This is a genomic window from Hallella mizrahii, from assembly GCF_009695775.1.
GTDB lineage: Bacteria > Bacteroidota > Bacteroidia > Bacteroidales > Bacteroidaceae > Prevotella > Prevotella mizrahii.
Genome location: NZ_VUNG01000040.1, coordinates 1 through 25,559, shown reverse-complemented (window position 1 = coordinate 25,559; position 25,559 = coordinate 1). Strand labels below are relative to the sequence as shown.

At 45.6% G+C, this 25,559-nt stretch carries 19 protein-coding genes and 1 pseudogene; 11 read left to right on the top strand and 9 right to left on the bottom strand.

All coding sequences use genetic code 11. The features are described 5' to 3' along the window. Position 1: 1 nt before the first annotated feature. The 4 genes from FYJ73_RS12690 to rlmD all read right to left on the bottom strand — a co-directional run bounded on the left by FYJ73_RS12690 (position 2) and on the right by rlmD (position 3,646). Positions 2-649, bottom strand: a complete 648-nt coding sequence (locus tag FYJ73_RS12690) for an ATP-binding cassette domain-containing protein (RefSeq protein ID WP_154535098.1) — start codon at positions 647-649, stop codon at positions 2-4. A gap of 39 nt (positions 650-688) precedes the next feature. After that, positions 689-1,588, bottom strand: coding sequence for a DMT family transporter (locus tag FYJ73_RS12685; RefSeq protein WP_154535097.1), 900 nt, complete (start codon positions 1,586-1,588; stop codon positions 689-691). 10 nt (positions 1,589-1,598) lie between these two features. Next, the gene (locus tag FYJ73_RS12680; RefSeq protein ID WP_419471155.1) at positions 1,599-2,120 is read right to left on the bottom strand and encodes a helix-turn-helix domain-containing protein; all 522 of its coding nucleotides are present in this window, start codon (positions 2,118-2,120) and stop codon (positions 1,599-1,601) included. A 74-nt stretch (positions 2,121-2,194) separates the two neighbouring features. Next, positions 2,195-3,646: a 23S rRNA (uracil(1939)-C(5))-methyltransferase RlmD gene (gene rlmD, locus FYJ73_RS12675; protein ID WP_154535095.1), complete on the bottom strand. Its 1,452-nt coding sequence runs from the start codon at positions 3,644-3,646 to the stop codon at positions 2,195-2,197. 234 nt (positions 3,647-3,880) lie between these two features. Between rlmD and feoB the strand changes: the two genes are divergently transcribed. The 3 genes from feoB (at position 3,881) to FYJ73_RS12660 (ending at position 9,366) form a co-directional block, all read left to right on the top strand. Continuing rightward, on the top strand, positions 3,881-6,412 hold the full coding sequence (gene feoB / locus FYJ73_RS12670) for a ferrous iron transport protein B (protein WP_154535094.1): 2,532 nt from the start codon (positions 3,881-3,883) through the stop codon (positions 6,410-6,412). A 363-nt stretch (positions 6,413-6,775) separates the two neighbouring features. Next, positions 6,776-8,026, top strand: a complete 1,251-nt coding sequence (locus FYJ73_RS12665; protein ID WP_154535093.1) for a phosphoglycerate kinase — start codon at positions 6,776-6,778, stop codon at positions 8,024-8,026. Positions 8,027-8,085: 59 nt separating this feature from the next. Continuing rightward, positions 8,086-9,366: a type IX secretion system plug protein gene (locus tag FYJ73_RS12660; protein WP_154535092.1), complete on the top strand. Its 1,281-nt coding sequence runs from the start codon at positions 8,086-8,088 to the stop codon at positions 9,364-9,366. On the opposite strand, the gene pyk is transcribed toward FYJ73_RS12660, so the two are convergent. The 5 genes and pseudogenes from pyk to FYJ73_RS12635 all read right to left on the bottom strand — a co-directional run. Then, entirely contained in the window at positions 9,367-10,818 is a 1,452-nt protein-coding gene (gene pyk / locus FYJ73_RS12655) for a pyruvate kinase (protein WP_154535091.1), read from the bottom strand. It lies immediately after the preceding gene. Between the two features lie 203 nt (positions 10,819-11,021). Next, positions 11,022-12,545 (bottom strand): DUF4301 family protein, encoded by a 1,524-nt coding sequence (locus FYJ73_RS12650; RefSeq protein WP_154535090.1) that lies wholly within the window; start codon positions 12,543-12,545, stop codon positions 11,022-11,024. A 126-nt stretch (positions 12,546-12,671) separates the two neighbouring features. Beyond that, positions 12,672-14,015 carry a tRNA lysidine(34) synthetase TilS gene (tilS, locus tag FYJ73_RS12645; protein WP_154535089.1) on the bottom strand — a complete coding sequence of 448 codons (1,344 nt, stop codon included), beginning with the start codon at positions 14,013-14,015 and terminating at the stop codon, positions 12,672-12,674. A 12-nt stretch (positions 14,016-14,027) separates the two neighbouring features. Next, on the bottom strand, positions 14,028-15,209 hold the full coding sequence (locus tag FYJ73_RS12640; RefSeq protein ID WP_154535088.1) for a class I SAM-dependent rRNA methyltransferase: 1,182 nt from the start codon (positions 15,207-15,209) through the stop codon (positions 14,028-14,030). A gap of 193 nt (positions 15,210-15,402) precedes the next feature. Beyond that, a pseudogene (locus FYJ73_RS12635) lies at positions 15,403-16,023 on the bottom strand (3'-5' exonuclease); the annotation flags it as partial. A 174-nt stretch (positions 16,024-16,197) separates the two neighbouring features. On the opposite strand from FYJ73_RS12635, the gene FYJ73_RS12630 reads away from it, so the two are divergent. The 8 genes from FYJ73_RS12630 (at position 16,198) to FYJ73_RS12600 (ending at position 25,294) form a co-directional block, all read left to right on the top strand. Continuing rightward, entirely contained in the window at positions 16,198-18,690 is a 2,493-nt protein-coding gene (locus FYJ73_RS12630; RefSeq protein WP_154535086.1) for an FtsK/SpoIIIE family DNA translocase, read from the top strand. A 100-nt stretch (positions 18,691-18,790) separates the two neighbouring features. After that, positions 18,791-19,399 (top strand): outer membrane lipoprotein periplasmic chaperone LolA1, encoded by a 609-nt coding sequence (gene lolA1 / locus FYJ73_RS12625; protein ID WP_154535085.1) that lies wholly within the window; start codon positions 18,791-18,793, stop codon positions 19,397-19,399. Positions 19,400-19,462: 63 nt separating this feature from the next. Further along, positions 19,463-20,965: a DUF5687 family protein gene (locus FYJ73_RS12620; RefSeq protein ID WP_154535084.1), complete on the top strand. Its 1,503-nt coding sequence runs from the start codon at positions 19,463-19,465 to the stop codon at positions 20,963-20,965. 34 nt (positions 20,966-20,999) lie between these two features. Continuing rightward, positions 21,000-22,046 (top strand): agmatine deiminase family protein, encoded by a 1,047-nt coding sequence (locus FYJ73_RS12615; protein ID WP_154535083.1) that lies wholly within the window; start codon positions 21,000-21,002, stop codon positions 22,044-22,046. Positions 22,047-22,109: 63 nt separating this feature from the next. After that, positions 22,110-22,985: a carbon-nitrogen hydrolase gene (locus FYJ73_RS12610; RefSeq protein ID WP_154535082.1), complete on the top strand. Its 876-nt coding sequence runs from the start codon at positions 22,110-22,112 to the stop codon at positions 22,983-22,985. A gap of 129 nt (positions 22,986-23,114) precedes the next feature. Next, a complete protein-coding gene (locus tag FYJ73_RS12605; protein ID WP_154535081.1) occupies positions 23,115-24,680 on the top strand; it encodes an acyl-CoA carboxylase subunit beta in 1,566 nt (521 codons plus the stop codon). A 23-nt stretch (positions 24,681-24,703) separates the two neighbouring features. Then, positions 24,704-24,853, top strand: coding sequence for a hypothetical protein (locus FYJ73_RS15750; RefSeq protein ID WP_206081775.1), 150 nt, complete (start codon positions 24,704-24,706; stop codon positions 24,851-24,853). A gap of 9 nt (positions 24,854-24,862) precedes the next feature. Next, positions 24,863-25,294 carry a biotin/lipoyl-containing protein gene (locus FYJ73_RS12600; RefSeq protein ID WP_154535080.1) on the top strand — a complete coding sequence of 144 codons (432 nt, stop codon included), beginning with the start codon at positions 24,863-24,865 and terminating at the stop codon, positions 25,292-25,294. Positions 25,295-25,559 lie beyond the last annotated feature (265 nt).

The window sequence follows — 25,559 nt, the reverse complement described above, 5'->3', positions numbered from 1 at the left end:
TTTATTCGCTTTTTGATGTTAAATTCAATACTTGAAAAGAGCTGAGAGGTTGATTCTGTGTCGTACAGATCACCTCCCTTCCCTGTTGTGCCAGTTGACTGATAAAAGAATCAACAGTTTCATTCTTGATAACAGGTGCTTCTATCAGCACAATGGGCACTTTGCGCATGGGAACCAATGACAAGAGTACGAGCCAGAGTGAAGACTGGGGTATATTTCGTATCTTTTCTTTCCATATCGAAGGATTAATGCTTAAACGCTGCCATGTCTCAGTCAAAGCTTCTAATCGCAGATGCTTACCATTATATTTACTGATAACCTGCCTGCAAAGTTCTGCTACGGTCATATCTGCTTGCGGCAAGAAATGAGGAACATAGCACATCATTTGCCGGAAGAAAGCCCCGGATCCATAGGTCACCATTTCACCGTCTACCGTTATATATCCCTCTTTCACCTTATCAAGTCCAAGAATGGCCATGACGAGCTGATGACCTGCCGTCGGGTCAATGATGATGGATGATACTTTGCCTGGGCATGCCACCATAGACAGAGGAAGCGTTTTTTCTCCTAACACTACGTCTTTAAATTCCAATATTCCAGGATCTTTGTATGCCGTGAAATCAAAGTTTTTTATCAACATGTTCATCATTTTACTCCTTTCGCCTCTATTTTTCTATCCAATCGTTGCTTAAGCCTTTTGTGGCAGTGCCTTGCTGACGATGTATACGCCCAAAAGAATGCTGCCCGCACCCATAAATGCTAAAGTCGTCATACGCTCATGCAAGACAAACGCACTTGCTACAACAGTACTGATAGGATTGAGATAGATATAGTTACTGGCTGAGATAGCCCCTATTTTCTTGATCACAAAACTCCACAGTGCAAAACAGGCAAAGCTGGCTACAACGCCAAGGAAAAGTAAATTGCCCCACACCAACGGTTGCAGGAAATCATGGAACGGGAAATTCCAAGGACGTACCAAATAGACTGGTAATACGGTAACAAGTCCGTAGAAGAAAACCTTGCGCGTAACAAACACACTGCTATAGTGCTTCACATATCTCATCAGAATGCTATAGATTGCCCAGCACAGAGATGCAGCAAGTGCCAGAAAATCACCCAAAGGGTTTATCTTCAAGATAAACTGTCCATTAAAGACCACAAGCCCCACGCCAATGGTAGCTAACAGTGAACCGACGATTAGTTTACGGTTAGCATGGATATCCTTAAGAAAGAGAAGTGCTAATATCGTTGTTAACAAAGGAGCTGTACAGACGATGAAAGAGACGTTATTGACATAGCCAACCTTCACAGCAATGTTCTCGGTAACAAAGTAGAGAGAGCCGCCCGTAATACCCAATAACACCATCAACAATTCATCATGCAGATTGTCACACCATAATTTTTTTGGAGAGATCAGCCATATACAGAGCCATGCGAAAAGAAAGCGGAGTGTAAAAATCTCATGTGCCATCAATCCGTGATTCAGCAAGACTTTAGAGTTGACAAAGGTCACTCCCCAAATCAGCACTACCATGATGCCAAGAAGATGATATGGCCATGATCTCTTTAATTCCACGTTTTCCATAAAACACTAATTATATTTTATCCAAGGCTATGCGAGGATTGGTGTTCAGCGACTTGAATTTAGAAGGTGTCATCCCTGTGACATTTTTGAATTGGCTGCTCAGATAAGCTACACTTGAATAATGCATCTGCTGTGCAATTTGCGTGAGAGTCAACTCGTCATATTTCAAGAGTTCTTTCACCCTCTCCACCTGCTGCAGCATATAGTATCGCTCAATAGTCATGCCAGTACACTCACTGAAGAGCTTACTGAGCCGGCTATAATCTAAATGAAATTTATCCGATAGATAGGCACTCAGCGTGAGCGTTTGTCTTGAGGCTTTATAATGCACCAAGTCGATGATAGCAATCTTAATCTGATTCATCAGCTGTTGTCGCTGATCCTCAAGCAACTCAAATCCAATGGACTTGAGTGTCTGAGCCAACTGCAAACGTTTTTCGTCACTGAGGTTGTTTTCTTCAATAGTAACAACACCCAACTCGACAGCAACCGGATGTAGCTCTACTTGTTCCAGAATCTGTTTGACTGCCATTTTGCAACGGTCGCAAACCATGTTTTTAATATATAATGTCTGAGACATAATCCACTACACTATCTACAAAGAATCTATTTTCTGACGAGCAAAACTACATTTTCCACGTGGGAAGTGTGGGGGAACATATCCACAGGCTGCACAGCCTTGACGATGAACCCGGCGTCGAGCAGTTGCAGGTCACGCGCCTGTGTTGCAGGATTACAGCTTACATAAACCAAGCGCTTAGGACGTGCATTAAGAATGACATTTACTACATCTGGGTGCATTCCTGCACGTGGAGGATCCGTCACAATAATGTCCGGCCGTCCGTGATCTTGGATGAAGTCATCCGTGAGGATGTCTTTCATATCTCCCGCAAAGAATGTAGTGTTCTCAATCTTGTTGATCTGACTATTTACCTTTGCGTCTTCGATAGCCTCCTCGACATATTCGATGCCAATGACATGCTTGGCCTTGCGCGCGACAAAGTTAGCAATCGTGCCCGTACCCGTATAAAGATCGTAAAGCAGAGGGGCTTCCGTACAAGCTTCTTGGTCATTAAGTGGCATGAAACAGAACTCGCGTACCACTTTATATAGCTGATACGCCTGCTCTGTGTTTGTTTGGTAGAAGCTTTTGGGGCCTACCTTAAACTTCAAATCCTCCATAGCCTCATAGATGAAACTATTTCCCTTGAAAGTCTTCAACTCTAAATCAGCCAGCGAGTCGTTTCCCTTCTGGTTGTCTGTATACATTAAAGAGGTGATTTGCGGATATTGCTCTGCTACGTGTTGTAAGAGTTGCATAGCCTTGGCCTCATCGCCTTCCTCATCGTAATGAAACTGTATCAAGAGCATCCATTCGCCCGTATTGGAGTTGCGGAACATCAAATTGCGCAGCAATCCTTTTTGCTGACGTACATCGTAGAAGGTCATACCAATGCTTTTTGCATAGGCTTCAATGTCGTTGCGGATCGAGTTGTGAAGGTCTTCCATCAACCAACACTTATGAATAGGGTATATTTTGTCAAAAGCACCTGGTATATGAAAGCCAATTGCAGAGTGATTGCCGTTGTCCAAATCTAAAGTGGGGTCCTGTAGCTCTTCATGTGTAAACCATCGCCTGTCGCAGCAGCCAAACTCCAGCTTGTTGCGATATTCCTTGGTCTTTACAGAGCCAAGGATAGGCATGAAGTCAGGCAATTCTACTTTGCCAATTCGTGTCAGTTGGTCGTGTACTTGCTGTTGCTTGGCTTTCAGCTGTTCTTGATAAGGCAGCATTTGCCACTTACATCCGCCACAAATACCAAAGTGCTCGCAGAAAGGCACGATCCGTTTGGCGCTTTTCTTAATCATATTGATGATGCGCCCCTCATTGTACTTATGTTTCTTCTTTACGATTTGGACATCAACAACATCGCCGGGCACACCAAACGGCACAAACACCACTTTGTCGTTGTGATGAAACAAACTCATGCCTTCGGCTGCTATCGACTCGATAGTGACATTCTCTATGATTGGTAATGATTGACGTTTTCTGCCCATTGTCTATGATATTGTCTATGATATTTTTGTTTGCAAAGTTATACAAAAATCTCTGCAGAGCAAAATATTACTTCATATAATTCATCATATTTATGTAGGCCTGCTCTACCATGTCACACGACCAGCGCTAATCATTTTTAGGTATTTTACAGAGAAACATATTATTAGAGAGAATATTCCAAGATTAAATTAGTAACTTTGCATTTGAAAACAAAGACAGGAGATTTATAAATTATGAGATTGTCTGAGCTGCATACAGGAGAAAGTGGTGTTATCGTTAAGGTCAATGGTCATGGTGGCTTCCGGAAACGCATTGTAGAGATGGGGTTCATCAAAGGCAAGAAAGTGGATGTACTGCTCAATGCTCCTCTTAAAGATCCCGTGAAATATCGTATCATGGGATACGAGGTGAGCCTGCGCCATAGCGAGGCTAACATGATAGAGGTGGTGACTGCTGAGGAAGCTAAGAAAATAGAAGAGAAAGAACGGAGAGAAAGACAGCAACAGGCTGCAAAAGAACAGCCCGTCGAAGATTTGTCATTCAACGATGACAGCTGTGTTGATCTTGATGTGGCTCTTCGCCCAAACGACAAGTCTTACGAAGACTCTACCGATTTAATGGAGAAGGTTGCTCTCCAGGAGCGCAAGGTGATCAACGTCGCTTTGGTTGGAAACCCCAACTGCGGCAAGACTTCCTTCTTTAATTTTGCCTCAGGCGCTCACGAACGGGTAGGTAACTACTCCGGTGTTACTGTTGACGCAAAAGAAGGGCATGCCAATTTTGAAGGCTACCAGTTCAACATTGTCGACCTTCCTGGCACTTACTCTCTCTCTGCTTATTCTCCCGAAGAGTTATATGTCAGAAAACAGTTGATCGAAAAGACTCCGGATGTTGTCATCAATGTGATTGACACCTCTAATCTGGAGCGTAACCTTTATCTTACGACACAACTCATTGACATGCACATCCGTATGGTGGTTGCGCTAAACATGTTTGATGAGACACAGAAACGTGGCGACCATGTCAATTACGACAAGTTGTCGGAGTTGTTTGGCGTACCTATGGTTCCGACAGTGTTTAAATCCGGCAAAGGTGTCAGCGAGCTTTTCCATCAAATCATCGAAGTATATGAGGGTACAGAAGACGCACAATCGCATTATCGTCATATCCATATCAACCATGGCCACGAGATAGAGCATGGTATCAGCGAGATACAAGAGCATCTCAAGAAAGAAGAGAATGTGCGTGAACTCTACTCAACCCGTTATTTGGCTATCAAATTGCTGGAGCACGACCAGGATGTTGAGAAGTTCGTCAGTGCCTTGCCGGATGCAAAGGAGATCTTCTATCATCGCGACAAAGCGGAAAATCGCGTCAAAGAAGAAACTAAGGAAGATGCTGAAACCGCGATCATGGATGCAAAATATGGTTTCATCCATGGCGCATTGAATGAGGCCGCATACGAAGAAGGACATAAAGAGGACACTTACCAGATCACGCATGTGCTCGACCGAATACTGACCAATAAGATCGTAGGCTTCCCGATCTTCCTGCTGCTGATTGCCATCATGTTCTTTGTGACTTTCAGTCTAGGCTCATACCCTATGGACTGGATCGATTCACTTGTTGGCATGTTGGGGGATGCCATTGGGCATTTGATGCCGGAAGGCCCCGTCAAGGCAATGCTTGTAGACGGTATCATCGGTGGCGTTGGTTCTGTCATTGTGTTTCTTCCACAGATTCTGATCCTCTATTTCTTCATTTCGATCATGGAGGACTCTGGCTATATGGCACGCGCTGCGTTCATCATGGATAAGCTCATGCACAAGATGGGACTTCATGGCAAATCGTTTATTCCACTCATCATGGGCTTTGGCTGCAATGTTCCTGCCGTGATGGCCACTCGCACGATAGAGAGCCGCCGCTCACGCTTGGTGACGATGATGATTCTTCCTCTGATGAGTTGTGAGGCACGAATACCTATTTATATTATGATCATCTGCACATTCTTCTCACGCAACACGCAATGGTTGGTGATGATGTCACTCTATCTCATAGGTATCTTCATGGCAGTCATCATCAGCAAACTGATGACAAAATATATCGTCAAGGGTGAAGACACTCCTTTCGTGATGGAGCTTCCTCCTTATCGCTTCCCTACGGCCAAGGCTGTCTTCCGTCATACATGGGAGAAAGGTCGGCAATATCTCAAGAAAATGGGCGGTATCATCCTTGTAGCTACCATAATTGTTTGGGCATTAGGCTATTTCCCTCATAACGATCAACTCTCTGTTCAACAACAGCAGGAGCAAAGCTACATTGGTCGGATAGGTAAGACCATAGAGCCTATTTTCTATCCACAGGGATTCAACTGGAAGTTTGATGTGGGTATTGTCGCCGGTGTAGGTGCTAAGGAAATCGTTGCTTCTACAATGGGGGTGCTATATACCAACGATGACAGTTATTCTGAAGACAAGGAATACAATGACGACGGAGGCAAGTATGAGCACTTGAATAAAGCTATCACCGCAGATATCGCAAAGATGCACGGAATGACGACAGACCAAGCTCGCCCCGTAGCAACACTAACAGCATTCTGTTTCCTGCTGTTTGTCCTTCTTTACTTTCCTTGTGTGGCTACCCTTGCTGCTATCAAAGGAGAAACCGGAAGCTGGAAATGGGCACTGTTTACCGCTTGCTATACCACCGCATTGGCTTGGATAGTTTCTGCTATTGTCTATCAGGTTGGCAGGCTTTTTCTGTGATGCCACGGTTCTGTATTCACGCTATCACCATAAAATTCTGATTGGATTTTTCTAGCTAACAAAAGATCTTTCGCTACGCAGGTTTTAATCATTCCCTGCTTAGCGAAAGATCTTTTTCTATAGCATTACAACATTGAAAACATAGTTTCGCCCCCACAAGAACATGGTTTCGATCCCATGAGAACATGGTTTCGCCCCCATGAGACAATATTCGTTAGTAGATCCTGATTGAAACTGTTTCATCTCAAAAGCAAAGAGAATTACTAAAAAGTGCTACTCAATTATCTGTAATTCAAGAATAATTGTTATCTTTGCAACAGCAGAAGAACATTCACATTTCTAATAATAAAAACACTTAGAAAAATGACAATCGATGAATTCAACTTTGCTGGTAAGAAGGCAATTGTTCGTGTAGACTTTAACGTGCCATTGGATGAGAATGGCAATGTTACTGATGACACTCGTATCCGTGGCGCACTGCCCACATTGAAAAAAATCCTCAATGATGGTGGTGCAGTCATCATGATGAGCCACATGGGTAAACCTAAGGGCAAAGTCAATCCTAAGCTGAGTCTGAAGCAGATCGTAGGCAAGGTGTCGGAGAAGCTTGGTGTTGAAGTAAAGTTCGCTCCTGACTGTGCAAATGCTGACGCTGAGGCTGCTGCCCTCAAGCCGGGTGAGGCCCTGCTGCTGGAGAACCTCCGCTTCTATCCAGAGGAGGAAGGAAAGCCTGTCGGCGTTGAGAAGGGTACTCCTGAGTACGATGCTGCCAAAGCAGAGATGAAGGACCGTCAGAAGAATTTCGCTAAGAAGCTCGCTTCTTATGCTGATGTCTATGTCAACGACGCCTTCGGTACTGCTCACCGTAAGCACGCTTCTACAGCAGTTATCGCCGACTACTTTGACAAGGACAGCAAGATGCTTGGCTACCTGATGGAGAAAGAGGTCAAGGCTATCGACAATGTGATGAAGAATGCTCAGCATCCTTTCACAGCTATTATTGGTGGTTCTAAGGTTAGCTCTAAACTCGGTGTTATCAAGAACTTGCTCGACAAAGTTGATAACTTGATTATCGGTGGCGGTATGGGTTATACCTTCATCAAGGCACAGGGTGGACACATCGGTAAATCCCTCCATGAGGACGATCTGATCCCCGAGGCTCTGAATGTCATCAAGACTGCCAAAGAGAAGGGCGTGAACCTCAGCCTCTCTGTTGCTACGGTTTGCGGTCAGGACTTCTCTAACGACACTCCACGTAAGACATTCCCCATCGATCAGATTCCTGACGAGTGGGAAGGCATGGACGCAAGCGAAGAGAGCATCGAAAACTGGAAGAAGATCATCATGAGCTCCAAGACTATTCTGTGGAACGGTCCTGTCGGTGTCTTCGAGTTGCCTAACTTCGCTCACGGTACTGGCGAAATCGCTAAGGCTGTAGCAGAAGCTACTCAGAAGAATGGTGCTTACTCTCTCGTAGGAGGTGGTGACTCTGTCGCTGCCATCAACAAATTTGGTCTTGCTGACAAGGTAAGCTACGTATCTACCGGTGGTGGTGCTATGCTCGAAGCTATCGAGGGCAAAGTACTTCCTGGTGTAGCAGCTATCAAGGGATAATCCATCCCTATATACTTAATAAGCAGAGAAATATTGAAAACTCAAAATCTGAATAAGCTATGGAACATCCCAAGGCTTTTGTTTTAGGAGATTTAGAATTCAATATTTTTCTGCTTTTTCTTTTACTCTTCTTCCTAGGAGGACTGCATACCCAAGCGCAACGAAATGAATTGCTCAGCAATGAGATCGCCACACTTCAGGTAACAGCAGGAGATCAATGGCGTAATTTGCCGATTATTAATTTGAATAATGGAGAAAACGTCAATATCTCATTTGACGATCTCACGCATGAGCATCGTCGACTATGTTATCGTATTGAACATTGTGAAAAGGACTGGTCTGCTTCGTCTCAAATCTTTGAAAGTGATTTTTGCGAAGGCTTTACAGAAGGAAATACTATAGATAATTATCAGCAGTCAATTAATACCAATCAACTCTATACTCATTATCGTCTGACAATTCCCAATGACCGCTGTCTGCTGAAATTGAGCGGCAACTATCGCGTAACGATCTACGACGAAGACAACAATGAAGATCTGATCCGTGCCTGTTTCATGGTCTTGAACCAGAAAGTGACAGTGAGAATGTCGTTGACCACAAATACTGATATTGACATCAATAATAATCATCAGCAATTAGAGGCAGAGGTTGATTATCCCTCGCTTGTCGTATCAAATCCTCTTCAACAATTCTATGTTGTTGTCCTGCAAAACCAGCGATGGGATCAAGCCGTTGTTGCACCTGCTCCACAATATATGCAGTCTAATTCTATGCGTTGGAGCCATTGTCGAAATCTGATCTTTGACGGTGGCAACGAGTATCATAAGTTTGAAATACTGGATGTAGACCGTCCCTCTATGGGTGTAGAGCGTGTTGATTGGGATGGAAGAGCTTATCATGCATGGCTTTGGCCCGACGAGCCTCGACCGAATTATGTTTTTGACAAAGACGCAGATGGCGCTTATTATATAAGGAATAACGATAATTACGAAAATGACTATACTACAGAATACATCTGTGTTCATTTTCTATTGAAAGCTCCACGGTCACCCTACTCCATCTATTTGAATGGCAATTGGACACAAGATCGTTTTCTTCCCCAATATGAAATGCTGTGGAACGATTCCATTCAGTGCTACGAGCGTAATCTTTTGCTTAAACAGGGATACTACAATTATCAGTATGTGCAAAAAGAAAGGGACGGAGCCTTTCACCCCGTCCCTTCGCAAGGAAATTATTATCAAACAGAGAATTCCTACCAAATGCTCGTCTATTTCAGACCTATAGGAGGCAGAACAGATGAATTAGTTGGCTACAATTGCCTTGAAAATGGCAATTGATTATTGCTTTGCTCCCTGAGGTAGATGGAACTGATATTCGCGGTCAAACACCTTCTTGACCTGGTTGATTTCCAGGAAAGTTGTGCCACCGCCTTCACCAAATGAACCAGAGAGGTAAGCAATCTTGTCATCGTTGCTGATATAGCATTTCTGACGAAGCATACGGATAGCAGCCATAAACATAAACTCTGGGCTCACGTGATCTTTCTGGTAGATAGCAGTCACTCCGTAGGAAAGATTGAGCCAACGCTGTGTCTTCTCTTTATAGCAGATCGCCAAGATTGGCTTCGGACCGCGGAATGCAGCCAAGTTGCGGGCTGTCTCACCGGTTTCGGAGTCTGTGATAATACCCGCAACTCCCAACAAACGGGTAGACTCAATGGCAGAGTGTGCCAAGAACTCCTTCTGTGTACAATGCTCTCTCAATGGCACATTATTTAATTCGCCAAATGAGATACGGTCTTTCTCTGCCTGCTCAGCTACAGTAGCCATGGTCTGCACAGCTTCCAAAGGATATTTTCCAGACGCAGTCTCTCCACTAAGCATCAAGGCATCCGTATTGGAATAGATAGCATTGGCAATATCAGTCACCTCTGCACGTGTGGGTCGAGGATTATTGATCATGGTGTGGAGCATTTGCGTTGCAACAATCACAGGTTTACGCTTCTCTACACATTTACGAATGATCATTCGCTGAATGCCGGGAATGCGCTCTATAGGCACCTCAATACCCAAATCACCACGCGCGATCATGATACCATAACTGGCATCAATGATCTCGTCGATATTGTCTACACCTTCCTGATTCTCGATCTTGGAAATGATTTTTATGTCGGAATGATGCTCATCCAAAATGTCCTGAACAGCCTTCACGTCAGCAGCAGAACGCACAAAGCTATGGGCGATGAAGTCGATATCTTCATCAATTGCCAAAAGTATGTTGCGTTTATCCTTGGGGGTCAACGCAGGGAGGTCGATATGCTCACCCGGCACATTTACGCTCTTGTGTGCCCCCAGCACTCCGTCGTTTTGTACTTCAGCGTAGATTGTCGGCCCCTCAATACCCATCACTTTCATGTCGATGGCACCATCATCAAAAAGCATGTCGTCTCCGACTTTCACGTCCTTAGCAATGTCGGTGTATGAAAGATTGATGATATCGTGCGTGGTATCCATCTCTGGACGACCGAAAATCTTCACAGCCTCACCTGTACGATACTGAATGGGCTCGGCAACGTCTGTCGTACGAACTTCCGGCCCCTTGGTATCAATAAGAATGCCAATATGTGGTGAGACCTTACGCACGTTACTGATAATATTGCGGATACCCTCCGGAGTTGCGTGGGCCGTATTCATCCTGACTACATTCATTCCTGCAAAAAACAGTTTGCGCAGGAAGTCGACATCACAGCGACGGTCGCTGATAGAGCAAACGATCTTTGTCTGTTTCATAACTATTGAGTTGTGATTTTCTTCTAAAAGAAGATCTAAATTATATGTATTCTTATCTTATGCAAAGGTAATCATTTTCCATTGAATAAGACTAAGAATCACGATATTTCTTAAGGAGAATGAATAAATAAAAAGGAGAGTCTACTGCCTATTCTGCAAGTAGACTCTCCTTATTATATAGTAGAAGCTACAAGGAACAAATATTATTTCCCTTGGTGAGCATCTCTAAGCAGATCATTGACGGTCTTCACCGGGTTGAACGTGTCCAAAGGAACTTCCACAAAGATTGTATTCCAGTCGCTCATGGCACCATTCCACAATCCAGGCAATTCAAGAGCTTTCAGTTCGCGGCCATTCTTACTCTTGGAGCTGATGAAGCCAGTATTGGCGTCAACATAGTCAGGCAGATGGAAGGGATGACCTTGGAAGTCCTTAGTAGCACAGACAAGATCTACAGGATTGAAGTGGGTACCAGAGGTGAACATTTTCATATATTCTGCATTGTTCTTGTCAATCTGGCTGCTCTCAAGAATCTGAGGACTGTAGGTGCCATCCTGATTGAAAGCCAAGAAGGGGCCACCGCCGGGCTCACCAACATTCTTCACGACACCACAAACACGCATTGGCCGATTGAGTTTTTTCTTCAAGTAGATTACCAAGTCCGCATCTTCAAGCTCCTTGATATCCTCCCGGCGACAGCAAAGATCACGCTGAACGAAATGAATGATCTCCTCAAGTTTCTGATGGTTGTAGCGCCCCGACTCCAAGTCTTTCAAGTAATCGAAAGCTTTCTTCTGAGTCTTTACGAGTACGCCGGCAATAATTTTCTTCCACTTGATAGTATCAGCTTTCAGACGGTCTGGGACGACATTGTCGATGTTCTTGATGAAGATGACATCAGCGTTGATTTCATTGAGGTTCTCAATCAGTGCACCGTGACCTCCCGGGCGGAAGAGCAGCGAACCATCTTCGTTGCGGAAAGGTGTGTTGTCGGGGTTGGCTGCAATTGTATCTGTACTTGGCTTTTGCTCAGAGAAGCTGACTTCCAGTTTGACGTTGAACTTCTTCTCATAATAAGCCTTCTTCTCTTCCACCTTTTGCTCAAAGAGTTTCAAGTGGTCATGCGAGACAGTGAAATGAACCAAAGCCTTTCCTTTCGAACTGGCATATAAAGCCGCCTCTACCAGATGCTCTTCCATAGGAGTGCGGACACCTTCCTCGTCCTCATGGAACTGTAACAGCCCTTTAGGCAATTGACCATAATTCAAGCCTTCGGGCATCAGAAGATTCCGGACTACAGCTTTATAGTCACCGGCTTGAATCAGTTGCATAATGCTTTTCCCAGTGTTTTTCTTGCAAGCGTCGCACAGTGCTTCACGGAAGGCGAACTTCTTGATGTCTGCAAAGAATTTCTTTTCGAAATCGGTCTGAGGCGTGTCGTAATCGGCGTTGAGGAAAGCAAACATGTTCTTGAACATACGGCTGGCTGCACCCGATGCAGGAACAAATTTCACCACCGTATGCCCTTCGTCCTTATACACTTCCCAAGCTTTCTCTGCATCTTGCTGCTCAGCATCACTGAGTGCAGAGATACCTTGACCAACTGCCGCCGTAGATTTTAGGCGTAGATAGGGGAAGCCGTTTTTAATCTGCTCAAGCTGATGCTCAACTTGAGCGACTGTCATCCCCCGCTTCTCAATTTGTTGTTTGTCAGTGTCGGTAAACATAGATAATATTGTTATTGGTGATTCATTCTATATATATGACAGCCCCATACTACTGCCCATCAGTTATTCGATGACAAATATAAACAAAAATATTGATACGGCGGTTGATTTGGTATAAAAATCGTGTTAAATTTGCTCCATAACAACAACTTTCTGTGTCTCAGGCCCAACAGCAACCCGATTATCCACCCTTCTTCCGACAACCCAAAGTAGTGTCCCCTGATTGTCTACAACTACTAATTGTCGTCTTCTATCAATCATGGACAGTTTCAGATCATTCATGAAATCACTGATTAGTTTAGACCCTTTCATGCCAAACGGCACAAAGCGGTCTCCTTGCTTAACGGGGCGTAATGTAAGCGGAAAATGGGCTTTAGCAGCGTCAACAAAAGCATATTGTGGATGTTTGTCAATGATAAGAGCATCTGCAGTGACTTCCTTTAATCTCAATTTCATAATGTCTTTACCCATAGCTGAGTAGCAATAGGTACCACATTCCGGAATGCGCATAGACGGAAGTTCCATCTGCCATTTGTCCCTATCGACGACAGAAAGGCTGTCTTTCTCCAAGCAAACCACATATTTATCAGACAGCCAATGTCTGTTCGTTTTAGAGCAAACATTGATTTCCTCTATTTGTTGACGATTGAAGCCTTTATTATTTAATATGTGCCACAGAATCAGTTTGCTATGTCCACTGTTCTTGATAGCAGAGAACTTATAGCTGTCTCCCTCATGACAAGAGCGAATAAGCGAGTCGATCTGCTGATCAGAGAATTCTTCTACTTCTGTTAGAATGTCCGCTGCCCGGGCGATGTTGTCTTTGACCTCAGGATTGATTTTCTCCATCAAAGGTATGATGTCCAATCTTAGCTGGTTACGTTGCGCGTCCCTTTCAAGGTTTGTACTGTCGATAACGTAGTCCTGATGGCGGAGATGCAGGTAATCAAGAATATCTTGGTGACTAACTCCAAGAAATGGCCTGATGATTCGCCCATTTTTAGGTCTCATCCCTGTAAGCCCTCTTAACCCTGTTCCACGAATGAGATGAAGCAACACTGTTTCCACCTGATCATCACGATGATGAGCCACACAAATGGCATCGGCTTGAACGTCTTTGCACAACTGCTCAAAATAGTGATACCGCAATTCACGGGCTGCCATTTCTATCGATTGGTGATGCAGTTCGGCATAAGCCTTCGTATCGAAGTGAATACGGTGAAGCAGAATCTGATTTTTCTTACACAATTCGACACAGAAGTTCTCATCACGGTCGCTTTCATCTCCTCGTAAATGGAAGTTGCAATGAACCGCATCAATATGGTAACCCAAATTTCGGAGAGTCAACAGCAAAGCCACACTGTCAGGACCTCCCGAAAGCGCCACAAGATAAAAGCCGTTGTGAGACAGTAACTCATAACGGCTTATATAATTCTCGATGATATCGGTAAAACGATTATCTTTTCTCATATCAATACGTGTCTATTCCACATACAAGACCAATCCCTTCAGATACTCGCCTTCGGGATGATAGATATTGATAGGATGGTCAGCGGGCTGATGAAGCTGGTGCAAGATACGCACTTTGCGACCCGACTGGACAGCCGCCGTGAAAACGGCATTACGGAAATTTTCTTTCGTTACAGCCTGGGAACAGCTGAAGGTGAAAAGGATGCCGCCATGTTTGATGCGTTGTAGTCCTTTTACATTCAATCGTGTATATCCCTTAAGCGCATTATGCAGCGCACTCCGATGCTTAGCGAAAGCAGGAGGATCAAGGATGATAAGATCGTACTGATCATCATGCTCATCAAGGTATTTAAAGGCATCATCACAGTATGCTTCATGCCGGGTATCGCCTGGGAAATTAAGTTCTATATTCTCGTTTGTCAACTCAATGGCTTTAGCACTACTGTCAACAGAGTGAACCATCTTTGCACCACCACGCATCGCATACACAGAAAATCCACCGGTGTAGCAAAACATGTTCAGAACGCTCTTACCCTTAGCATAATGCTCCAACAACGCGCGGTTTTCTCGTTGATCCACAAAGAATCCAGTCTTTTGACCACGAAGCCAATCGACATGGAACTTCAGTCCGTTTTCTACGGCAATATTGTCATCGGTCTGTCCATAAATGAATCCGTTCTCCTGTCCTAATTCGGCTTTGAAAGGCAATGTTGTCTCGCTTTTATAATAAACGTTCTTCACACGATGCTGCATCACCTTCACCAATGCTTTGCAGATCTCTTTGCGACAAACATGCATTCCCACACTATGAGCCTGCATCACGGCTGTCTCACCATAGCAGTCTATTACAAGTCCTGGAAGATTATCACCCTCACCATGAACCAAACGATAAGTATTGTTGTGGGGATTATCTGCGATGCCTATGCTTTGACGCATCGTCAATGCAGAGGCCAACCTCTTTTCCCAGAATTCATCGTCAATCGTTATGTCGTGAAACGACAGCACACGGACAGCGATGCTACCGATCTGATAGTGCCCGACAGCGATGAAATCGCCGGAAGCAGAGATCACTCTTACGAAATCACCTTCCGCAATATCATCGTCCATGTGGTGGATGGCACCGGAAAAGATCCACGGATGGAAACGTTCCAAAGAACTTTCCTTGCCTTTCTTTAAATATATGTTCTTATACATGTCTATCGCTATTAATTGTTTTTCTTGGTTTACGAACTCTCCTCTTTGAAGAAGACATTCTTTTGTCGTCAGTTGATTTTTTAACTTTCTGATTCTTACTGTCAGCTATGCCCTTATCTTGCACAACTTCTTTAGAATCAATATTTTTACTTTGTTTAGTTGAATCTTTACTTTCGCTATTCACAACCGGCTCAGGCTCCGGAACCACAATGAGATCATAGTCCTTGGTTTTGATTAGCCTCTCCATTTCCTCATAAAGCAAGATGCAAGTCCAAGCATCAATAGCTGCATACTGCTTTTGCTTATCATCAAGCTGCGGCGATTCCCAATTAGAGAGTCTTTGTCGTTTGGAGATCTTCTCATGGAAAATATTGGCATAGAGCTTTTGAAGGCTTAAATCCTTAATGCCCAGTTGCGGAACTAAGTCTTGCAAATCAATGAAGAGCCCCGGAGTAAAAGTTTCTCTGTCTTGAAGCATATGGATGTCATCATGCCACGAAAGTCCGATTTTCTTAACTGTTTTGTCCTCCAGCAAGCGCTTAATCGACGGTGTGATGCCAATGCGGTTGAGGCGAAACAAGAAACAGGTATCATGTGTGGAAACTTGAAGCAAAGCTACTTGATGATGCTCCCCGCGGTGAAAAGCAGGTTTAGTCTCGGTATCGACTCCAAGTATATTCATCGAGAGAAGATAATCCACAGCCTTGTCGGCCTCACCCGGAGAGATGATGGTGATAATGCGTCCGGGGAAGGTCACTTGCGGTAACTCTGAAATCTCTGTCTTGTCGAATTTGCTGTATAACTTTTTCTTCATTGTGAACGTAGCAATGCTTATAATGTACAAAATTATAAAAAAGAAGCGAGACGGCATTCATTAACTCTATATTTTTTTCAAAGAACGTTCAAAAATAAAAACTTGGAGCAGTTTTGTTTTGCGGTTCCAGCAAAAAACACTAATTTTGCATTTATCATCATATAGAGAAATAAAATGGCAAGAAAAAAATCTGAGCGCAAGCCAAAGACATTTGGTGAAGCGGTTGGCTTTCGACATATATTTGAGAGTGAGACGACTGATTTCTTTTTAGGGTTCATCCTTTTGGCATTATCCATATACATGATCATTGCCATGGTTTCGTTCTTTTCAACGGGACCAGCCGATCAGAGCACTTTGGAGAATATGAGACCGGGAGAATGGCTGAACAATACGCATGTATTCACCAATACATGCGGTTCTGCCGGTGCTCTTCTGTCTTATTATCTCATCTCGGTAAACTTTGGCCTACCTGCTTTTTTGATTCCTGCCTTTATCATTTTGGTAGGCTTAAAGTTGATGCACGTCATTGAGGTGAACCTCTGGAAGTGGTTTCTGTGTCTGACCATTGTGATGGTTTGGTTGTCTGTTACCTTCTCAAAATTCCTTACGCCTATCATGGGTGACAGCATCTTCAACCCCGGTGGACAACACGGCGCTTTTGTTGTGGAACACTTAGAGAATGTTGTCGGTGCACCAGGCCTGACAGCGGTTCTTTTGATAGTTGCCGTCAGTTTCTTAACCTACCTCACTTCGGAGACGATTACGGTGATCAGAAAAGCGATGAATCCGCTGAAATATGTGACTAAGAAAGTGAAATTCACAGTCACGAACCGAAATGTGGACAGAAATGAGGAAGAAGACACAAGCAATGACGGGTATCAAGTAGACGATACTGTGAGTGCTGCCACTAATAAAGAGACTGATAATATAGATGATGTAACTCCAACCAACTCTGGGAATGTTGTTGACCTAACAGACATGTCTCAGTTTACCCCCAAGCCGGCACAAGCCCCGATAGCGGTTGAACCCCATGTCACCAATGCAGAGCAAGTGAGTCAAGAAAAGATCGACAGCGTGGTTGTCAAGAATAGTGAGGAAGAGAAGGCAAGTAGTGGTCAGGTTGGTGAGCATTACGACCTTAGCACACCAATCAATCCGTGGGAACCTTTCGTCCACTATAAATTCCCGTCTTGCGACTTGCTGAAGAAATACTCCAGTCGACCTGTCATTGATATGGAGGAGATCAAGGCCAACAATGCCCGCATCGTGGAGGTGCTCAATAGTTTTGGAGTTCAAATCAGCAAGATCAACGCTACTGTTGGCCCTACTGTCACGCTCTATGAGATTACGCCGGCCGAAGGCGTGAGAATCAGCAAGATCCGTGGCCTTGAAGCCGACATTGCATTGAGTCTGGCAGCCCTCGGCATTCGTATCATCGCACCTATCCCTGGCAAAGGAACGATCGGTATCGAGGTACCAAACAAAAATCCTCAGATCGTCTCGATGGAAAGTGTATTGAATACCAAGAAGTTCCAAACGACAAAAATGGCACTGCCGATGGCTCTTGGCAAGACGATTACCAATGAAGTGTTCATGGTAGACTTGGCAAAATTGCCCCACCTGCTCGTTGCCGGTGCCACAGGACAGGGTAAGTCTGTTGGTCTCAATGCCATCATTACTTCTCTATTATATAAGAAGCACCCCAACGAGTTGAAATTTGTCTTGGTGGATCCTAAAAAAGTGGAATTCAGCATCTATAACAAGATTGCCCCACATTACATGGCCTCACTGCCAGAGAATGAGGATGAGCCTATCATCACAGATGTCCAAAGAGTTGTCCGCACACTCAACTCTCTCTGTAAACTTATGGATCATCGCTACGACCTGCTGAAGCGGGCTGGGGTGAAGAAGATTACGGAATACAACGACAAGTTCATCCATCACCAGCTCTCACTCACCGACGGCCACGAATACATGCCTTATATCGTGGTCATCATCGACGAGTTTGGCGATTTGATCATGACAGCAGGTAAAGAAATCGAGTTGCCTATTGCCCGTATTGCGCAGTTGGCTCGTGCGGTTGGCATACACATGATCATCGCTACCCAGCGCCCGACAACCAAGATCATCACCGGTAACATCAAAGCAAACTTCCCTGGCCGTATGGCCTTCCGCGTAGCCTCTCAGATTGACTCCCGTACGATCCTTGACCGCACTGGTGCCGACCAGCTAGTAGGTAAAGGCGATATGCTGTTCCTGTCTGGCGGTGATCCTGTACGTGTACAGTGTGCGTTCATTGACACTCCTGAGATCGAGGCCGTGAACGATTTCATTGCCGATCAGCCCGGGCCGCTTGATCCTATGGAGTTGCCGGAGCCAGACGATCCTAATGCCGCTTCCGGCGAACCAGGAGTAGGAGGTACCGATGTGCGCTCTTTGGATCCTTATTTCGATGAGGCCGCAAAAGCTATTGTCCTCACGCAACAAGGTTCTACAAGCATGATCCAACGTCGATTCTCCATCGGATATAACCGTGCCGGACGACTGATGGATCAGTTGCAAAAGGCAGGTATCGTGGGCGAGGCGCAAGGCTCTAAGCCGCGTGAAGTGCTCATAGCCGATGAGAACAGCCTCGCGCAGCGGTTGCAACAGATTCACAACGGATAGGCGCCGGGACATTCGGTAACAGCGTTTTCAGGTATAATCTTTTCCGTCATCTGATAGAGGAAATAAGTCTTTGATATTGAATTATAAAAATATATACGGCATGAAGAAATTATTATTCATTACGTTGATGATGGTGTTGAGCCTCGGTGCTTTCGCTCAGAATGCTGCACAGGCTCGCAAAGTACTCGACCGTACGGCTGCCTTGGTAGGACGCAAAGGTGGAGCTTCGGCAAACTTCTCTATTTATAGTTCTAAGATTGGGAAGACCTCCGGTTCCATCGCCATCAAAGGCAGCATGTTCTATGCTCATACGCCGAAAGCCATTGTATGGAATAATGGCAAGACCCAGTGGACTCTGATGAAAAAGACCAACGAGGTGAACGTCACCACTCCGACAGAGGCTCAGCGCATGCGCATGAACCCTTATGCTTTCATCACCATGTATAAGCAAGGCTTTAAGATGGGAATGACGAAGAAAGGTGCCAATTACGTGATTCATCTCACAGCTACCAACCATAAGCGCTCAGTCAGTGAAATGTATCTGACCGTCAACGCCCGCACCTACCAGCCTACTATTGTGAAGATGCGTGAAGGGAGCACATGGTCCACAATCACCATTTCCAACTTCAAGGCAAAGAATTTGCCGACGAGCATGTTCACATTCCGTGCTAAGGATTTCCCCAAGGCAGAAGTCATAGACCTTAGATAGCACAAGTATTGGTCAGAAGCGACAGCAGTTTGCAGGCCACACATCATTAATATCATTAGAGAGATGATTCCACCCCGTCAATTTCTATTTTATTATCGTCTGCTCAGTCATCATCGTTGGTTGGCTGAGCGGCGTTCTCCCTTATTTGCTTCCAACCGCGCTGCCAAGTGGACGATGGCTGTTTCGGGACTATTGTTGGCAGCTTATCTTGTCTTCATTGCTGTGCTCATGGCACTATCAATACGTGACGAACGAGGACACACAGCATTGGAATTCTTCATGGGGATATCGGTTTTTGTGTTGATCGCCGATTTTCTTGGCCGTTTCTTTTTGCAGAACACCCCTTCTCATTTAGTAAAACCTTACGTGTTGTTGCCCATCCCCACACACGTTCTCATAGACAGCTTTGTCCTCCGGTCCCTGTTCTCACCCTCCAGTGTCATTTGGCTTTTTCTTTTCTTGCCCTACTGTCTGATGGCTGTTGTCTTTCCCTATGGTCTTGCGCCAGCCTTGTCTTTTCTCTTGTTATGGTGGATTCTCATCATGGTCGACAGCCAGTGGTATGCGATTGTCAGGACATTGGTCATCGGAAATATGCTATGGTGGCTCCTGCCTGTTGCGGTTGGGTTGTTGCTTTCCCTTCCTTGGCTGCTAAGTGGTAAGATCGATCACATGATGGAGTCTTACGCTTCCATCGGCAGTCTGCTTGATGAAGGCAGCCTCGTACCCCACCTGGCTGCTTTGGCTCTGCTGCTTCTGCTGATTGTCATCAATAGTAGAGTTCAATATCATGCTGTCTGGACAGAGCTGACAAAAGAGGGGCGTCAGTCTTTCCACACGCTGTCAGGACTGGCAGCACTCAACAAATATGGTTTGGTGGGAGAATACCTCAAGTTGGAAATCAGATCTCTCCTTCGCAATAAAGGACCAAGGAAGTTGTTTTTTTCCGCTACAGTAATCGTGGTCTTCATCAGTCTGCTGATTACTCTGTCTACCGTCTATGACGATGCATTCATGACCAACTTTTGGTGTATCTACGATTTCATTGTGTATGGTGGTATGCTTCTTACCCGGACCATGTCTTATGAGCGCAACTATATTTCATGTTTGATGGTGCATAAAGAGAGCCTGCTCAGTCTGCTGACGGCCAAATACTATTTCTCTTGTCTGATGATAGCAGTACCGTTTGTGATGATGATGCCCATGATCATTATCGGCAAATGGTCTTTGTTGATGGTCGTGTCCTATGCCGTATTTACTGCCGGCATGCAGTATTTCCTCTTGATGCAAATAGCTGTCTACAACAAGCAGCGACTTCCGCTCAACGAGAAGTTCATCGGCAACGGCAATACCAATTACGTGATCATGCTCCTGATGATTTTGGCATTTGTTATTCCTATGTTTCTCATCAACATCCTTCAAAGCGTCTTGACAGAGCAAGTTTCGTGGTGCGTGATGATGACCATAGGCTGTGGCTTTATCGCCACTCATCATCTATGGATCAAAAACATTTATAACCGAATCATGAAGAACAAATACAGTCTCACGGAAGTAGCAGACGCGTAATACCCTTTGACTAATAAGAAATCAAGAAGTAAATATGGAAACACAATACAGATTACCCGCTGAGTGGGAGCCTCAAGATGCCATTCAACTTACATGGCCTAATGCTGCCACCGATTGGGAACCCTATCTCAAGGATATTGTTTCGACATATATAGAGCTCGTCAAGGTCATTACAAAATACGAGCGCGTTGTCGTCGCTGCCACTGATGCCGTGGGGACTCGGACAGTGCTTCAAAGTCATCTGAGCCAACCGGCATTAGCACGTGTGAGTGTCTATCAGTGCAGAATCAATGATACATGGGCACGAGATCACGGACCGATTACCTTAATCGCTTCCGACGCAGCAAAAAGAAACAAAATCCTGGACTTCAAGTTCAATGGTTGGGGTGAGAAATTCCGCTGGGAGGACGACAACACGATCACTCGTCAGCTCTATGCTCAGGGCGTTTTTGACTGTGATTGGGACGACAATACCGACTTTGTCTTGGAGGGCGGCTCTATAGAGAGTGACGGCAAAGGCACGATCCTCACCAGCAGCCAGTGCTTGTTGGCTCCTCACCGCAATCAGCCACTCACAAAGGAAGATATTGAGACGCAACTGAAAAAACGATTGTGCGCAGATCGCATCCTGTGGGTAGATCATGGCAATCTGAAGGGGGACGATACTGACGGACATATTGACACAATTGTGCGTATGGCTCCTGACCACACCTTATTATATATAGCATGTGATGATCCACAAGACGAGCAATACGCAGATTTAAAGGCACTCGAAAATCAGTTGAAGACTTTGAGAGATGCTGATGGAAAACCATATCAACTGATGCCGCTGCCATCTCCGTGCCCAATTTATGACGACGGAGACCGACTCCCGGCTACTTACGCCAACTTCGTGATCATCAACGGGGCTGTCATCGTTCCCACTTATCAGCAGCCTGATCGTGACGCAGCAGCCCTGTCTGCTATTGGTCAAGCATTCCCCGGTTATGATGTCATTGGCATTGATGCTTGCACTGTTATTCGCCAGCATGGATCATTACACTGTCTGACGATGCAGTTGCCCAAGGGAAGTTTGAAATAAGAAACAGGCTCACATGCTGAGGCTTTAGAAGAGTTGAAAATCATAGAACTAATTCATACGAAGATGAAAATAGGAATCATACAACAGCACAATACTGCTGACAAGAGCGACAACATGAAGCGACTCGCAGAGAAAGTCAGCGACTTAGCTCAAAAGGGTGCCAAGCTCATAGTGCTCCAGGAACTTCACAATACGCTTTACTTCTGCCAAGAGGAAAAAGTCGATAACTTCGATTTGGCGGAGCCCATTCCCGGACCATCGACAGCGTTTTTCGGTCAATTGGCAAAGGACAATGGCGTGGTGATCGTCATCTCACTTTTTGAGCGTCGTGCACCGGGACTCTACCACAATACAGCTGTGGTGATGGAGGCCGACGGCACTATCGCCGGCACCTATCGCAAGATGCACATCCCCGACGATCCCGCTTACTACGAGAAATTCTATTTTACTCCCGGTGACCTTGGCTTCCGCCCTATTCAGACCTCTGTTGGTCTCTTGGGTGTCTTGGTTTGTTGGGATCAGTGGTATCCCGAAGCCGCACGACTAATGGCCATGCAGGGTGCCGACTTGCTCATCTATCCCACCGCCATTGGTTACGAATCCTCTGATACCAAAGAGGAGCAAGAGCGCCAGAGAGAGGCATGGACTATCGTGCAGCGGGGACATGCCGTTGCTAACGGGCTCCCTGTCGTGGCTGTCAACCGCGTGGGCTATGAGCCTGATCCATCAGGACTTACTCATGGCATACAGTTTTGGGGATCGAGCTTCGTTGCCGGACCACAGGGCGAGTTGCTCTATCGTGCCTCTAATCAGGAAGAAGAGAACCAGATCGTCGACGTAGACCTCCACCACAGCGAACAAGTGCGTCGATGGTGGCCTTTTTTCCGAGACCGGCGCATCGACGCTTATGACGATATCACCAAGCGCTTCGGTATCTAATCGACATGTAATCATAACCGTTTCACAACATTTTACATAGCATTGGTAGCTATATCGGTTTATTTTAGTAACTTTGCAGTCTGAGATAAAAAGAAATACATATTTGCACAAAATCCAATAAAGATAACTATGAGCAAACAAACAGAGAAAATTAAGGAGCTCGTCGAAAAGCGCGAGCAGGCTTGCTTGGGAGGTGGCCAGAAGGCAATTGACAAGCAGCATGCACGTGGCAAATACACAGCCCGTGAGCGCATCGACATGTTGGTAGACAAAGGCAGCTTTGAGGAGTATGATATGTTCAAACTCCATCGTTGCCACAACTTCGGCATGGAAAAGAAGCAGTTCCTCGGCGATGGCGTCGTCGCTGGTTCTGCCACGATTGATGGCCGTTTGGTTTATGTCTATGCTCAGGACTTCACCGTCAACGGTGGCTCTTTGTCCGAGACCATGGCTCAGAAGATTTGCAAGGTGATGGATATGGCCATGACCAATGGCGCTCCCGTCATCTGCATGAACGACTCTGGCGGCGCACGTATTCAGGAGGGTATTTCCGCCTTGGCCGGATATGGTGAGATCTTCGAACGCAACATATTGGCTTCCGGTGTTATCCCGCAGATCAGTGCGATCATGGGTCCCTGCGCCGGTGGTGCCGTTTATTCTCCTGCTTTGACCGACTTCATCGTGATGACCGAGGGAACGAGCTACATGTTCCTCACAGGCCCGAAAGTGGTGAAGACAGTCACCGGTGAGGACATCGACGCTGAGCATTTAGGTGGTGCGAGCGTACATGCCGGAAAAAGCGGTGTAACCAGTTTCACAGCCAAGACAGAGGAAGATGCAATGCAGCAGATTCGTACCCTGCTGAGCTATATTCCCTCCAACAACACAGAAGAGGCTCCTCGTGTGGAGTGCACCGATCCTATCGACCGCAAAGAGGATCTGCTCAACGACATTCTGCCCGACGATCCCAACAAGGCCTATGACATGTATAAGGTCATCAAGGCCATCACCGATAATGGTGATTTCTTTGAGGTGCAACCTAAGTTTGCCAAGAACATCATCACGGGATTTGCTCGCTTCAATGGTCAAAGCGTGGGTATTGTAGCCAATCAGCCCGCAGCCTACGCCGGTGTTCTCGATGTCAATGCCAGCCGCAAGGGTGCCCGCTTCGTGCGCTTCTGCGATGCTTTCAACATTCCTATTGTCAGCCTGGTGGATGTTCCGGGCTTCCTTCCGGGAACAGGTCAGGAATATAATGCCGTCATCCTACACGGAGCTCAACTGCTCTTCGCCTATGGCGAGGCTACAGTGCCAAAGATCACCATCAACTTGCGCAAGAGCTATGGTGGTTCACACATCGTGATGGGATGCAAACAGCTCCGTGCTGACCTTAACTTTGCGTGGCCTACTGCCGAGATCGCTGTGATGGGTGCCAGTGGTGCCGTCGCCGTGCTCTGTGGCAAGGAAGCCAAGAAGATCAAGGAAGAGGGTGGCGATGTCAAGGCATTCCTGGCAGAGAAGGAAGACGAGTACACAGAAGCCTTTGCCAATCCTTATCAGGCAGCTCAGTTTGGCTATATCGATGATGTCATCGAGCCACGCAACACCCGTTTCCGCATTTGCCGTGGCTTGGCTCAGTTGGCTCACAAGCGCCAGAATCTTCCCGCCAAGAAGCATGGCTGCATGCCGATGTAATCAAACTTTTCAATACAGCGAAGATGGATAAGAATATATATGCTGCCATTGCCATGGCTCTTTATGAGTATCAGGGCAACAATGTTCATGACAAGGAATCCGGTGTGATCACCATTCGCCCCAAGCATACCCTATGGAATGCTAAGTTCTTGTCGTTCACAGCTAAACCATAATTCAAAGACATGAAAGAATTTAAATATACCATAGACGGTAAGGTCTATAAAGTAGAGATCGACAACGTCGACGAGGAAAAGAGCGTGGCACAAGTCAAGGTCAACGGCGAGGCTTTCGAAGTTGGCATGGAGAAGCCCGCTGAGCCTGAGAAGAAAAAGGTGGAATTGGGCAAGCCCGTAGCTGCCGACGCTGCCGATGAACCCTCTGCAGCTCCTGTTGGCAACACAGCCAACGCAATCAAAGCTCCACTGCCGGGTACGATCACAGCCATCAATGTTAAAGTTGGTGACAAGGTGAACGCTGGCGATGCTCTGCTCGTGCTCGAAGCTATGAAGATGGCTAACAACATCGAGGCAGAAAAGAGCGGCACGGTGAAGGCTATCTGCGTAAAAGTAGGTCAGAGTGTCATGGAAGACGATCCCCTCGTTGTCGTCGAGTAATTGATATAGTCGTTGAGAAGGTGAAGTGATTATCGGTAAAACTATCATCACCATCATCCCATCAGTCATCAAAGAGAGTTGCTGAAGAGCGGCTCTCTTTTTCTCTTTTTTTCTGTTTCACTTACATACAAAAAACATCAGTAAGCGTCCAAAAATGACGTATTGCTTAAAGCCTTAAAATCTGTTACTTTTGTCCTCGACTTAAATTCATACAATTTATGGAGAGAACATCAGATTTTGAACAGCTGCTCTTCCTATATAAGAC

Bases quoted from the DNA above. Each gene is read 5' to 3' on its own strand.
- FYJ73_RS12690 (WP_154535098.1), bottom strand. From the start codon at position 649: ATGATGAACATGTTGATAAAAAACTTTGATTTCACGGCATACAAAGAT.
- FYJ73_RS12685 (WP_154535097.1), bottom strand. From the start codon at position 1,588: ATGGAAAACGTGGAATTAAAGAGATCATGGCCATATCATCTTCTTGGC.
- FYJ73_RS12680 (WP_419471155.1), bottom strand. From the start codon at position 2,120: ATGGCAGTCAAACAGATTCTGGAACAAGTAGAGCTACATCCGGTTGCT.
- rlmD (WP_154535095.1), bottom strand. From the start codon at position 3,646: ATGGGCAGAAAACGTCAATCATTACCAATCATAGAGAATGTCACTATC.
- feoB (WP_154535094.1), top strand. From the start codon at position 3,881: ATGAGATTGTCTGAGCTGCATACAGGAGAAAGTGGTGTTATCGTTAAG.
- FYJ73_RS12665 (WP_154535093.1), top strand. From the start codon at position 6,776: ATGACAATCGATGAATTCAACTTTGCTGGTAAGAAGGCAATTGTTCGT.
- FYJ73_RS12660 (WP_154535092.1), top strand. From the start codon at position 8,086: ATGGAACATCCCAAGGCTTTTGTTTTAGGAGATTTAGAATTCAATATT.
- pyk (WP_154535091.1), bottom strand. From the start codon at position 10,818: ATGAAACAGACAAAGATCGTTTGCTCTATCAGCGACCGTCGCTGTGAT.
- FYJ73_RS12650 (WP_154535090.1), bottom strand. From the start codon at position 12,545: ATGTTTACCGACACTGACAAACAACAAATTGAGAAGCGGGGGATGACA.
- tilS (WP_154535089.1), bottom strand. From the start codon at position 14,015: ATGAGAAAAGATAATCGTTTTACCGATATCATCGAGAATTATATAAGC.
- FYJ73_RS12640 (WP_154535088.1), bottom strand. From the start codon at position 15,209: ATGTATAAGAACATATATTTAAAGAAAGGCAAGGAAAGTTCTTTGGAA.
- FYJ73_RS12630 (WP_154535086.1), top strand. From the start codon at position 16,198: ATGGCAAGAAAAAAATCTGAGCGCAAGCCAAAGACATTTGGTGAAGCG.
- lolA1 (WP_154535085.1), top strand. From the start codon at position 18,791: ATGAAGAAATTATTATTCATTACGTTGATGATGGTGTTGAGCCTCGGT.
- FYJ73_RS12620 (WP_154535084.1), top strand. From the start codon at position 19,463: ATGATTCCACCCCGTCAATTTCTATTTTATTATCGTCTGCTCAGTCAT.
- FYJ73_RS12615 (WP_154535083.1), top strand. From the start codon at position 21,000: ATGGAAACACAATACAGATTACCCGCTGAGTGGGAGCCTCAAGATGCC.
- FYJ73_RS12610 (WP_154535082.1), top strand. From the start codon at position 22,110: ATGAAAATAGGAATCATACAACAGCACAATACTGCTGACAAGAGCGAC.
- FYJ73_RS12605 (WP_154535081.1), top strand. From the start codon at position 23,115: ATGAGCAAACAAACAGAGAAAATTAAGGAGCTCGTCGAAAAGCGCGAG.
- FYJ73_RS15750 (WP_206081775.1), top strand. From the start codon at position 24,704: ATGGATAAGAATATATATGCTGCCATTGCCATGGCTCTTTATGAGTAT.
- FYJ73_RS12600 (WP_154535080.1), top strand. From the start codon at position 24,863: ATGAAAGAATTTAAATATACCATAGACGGTAAGGTCTATAAAGTAGAG.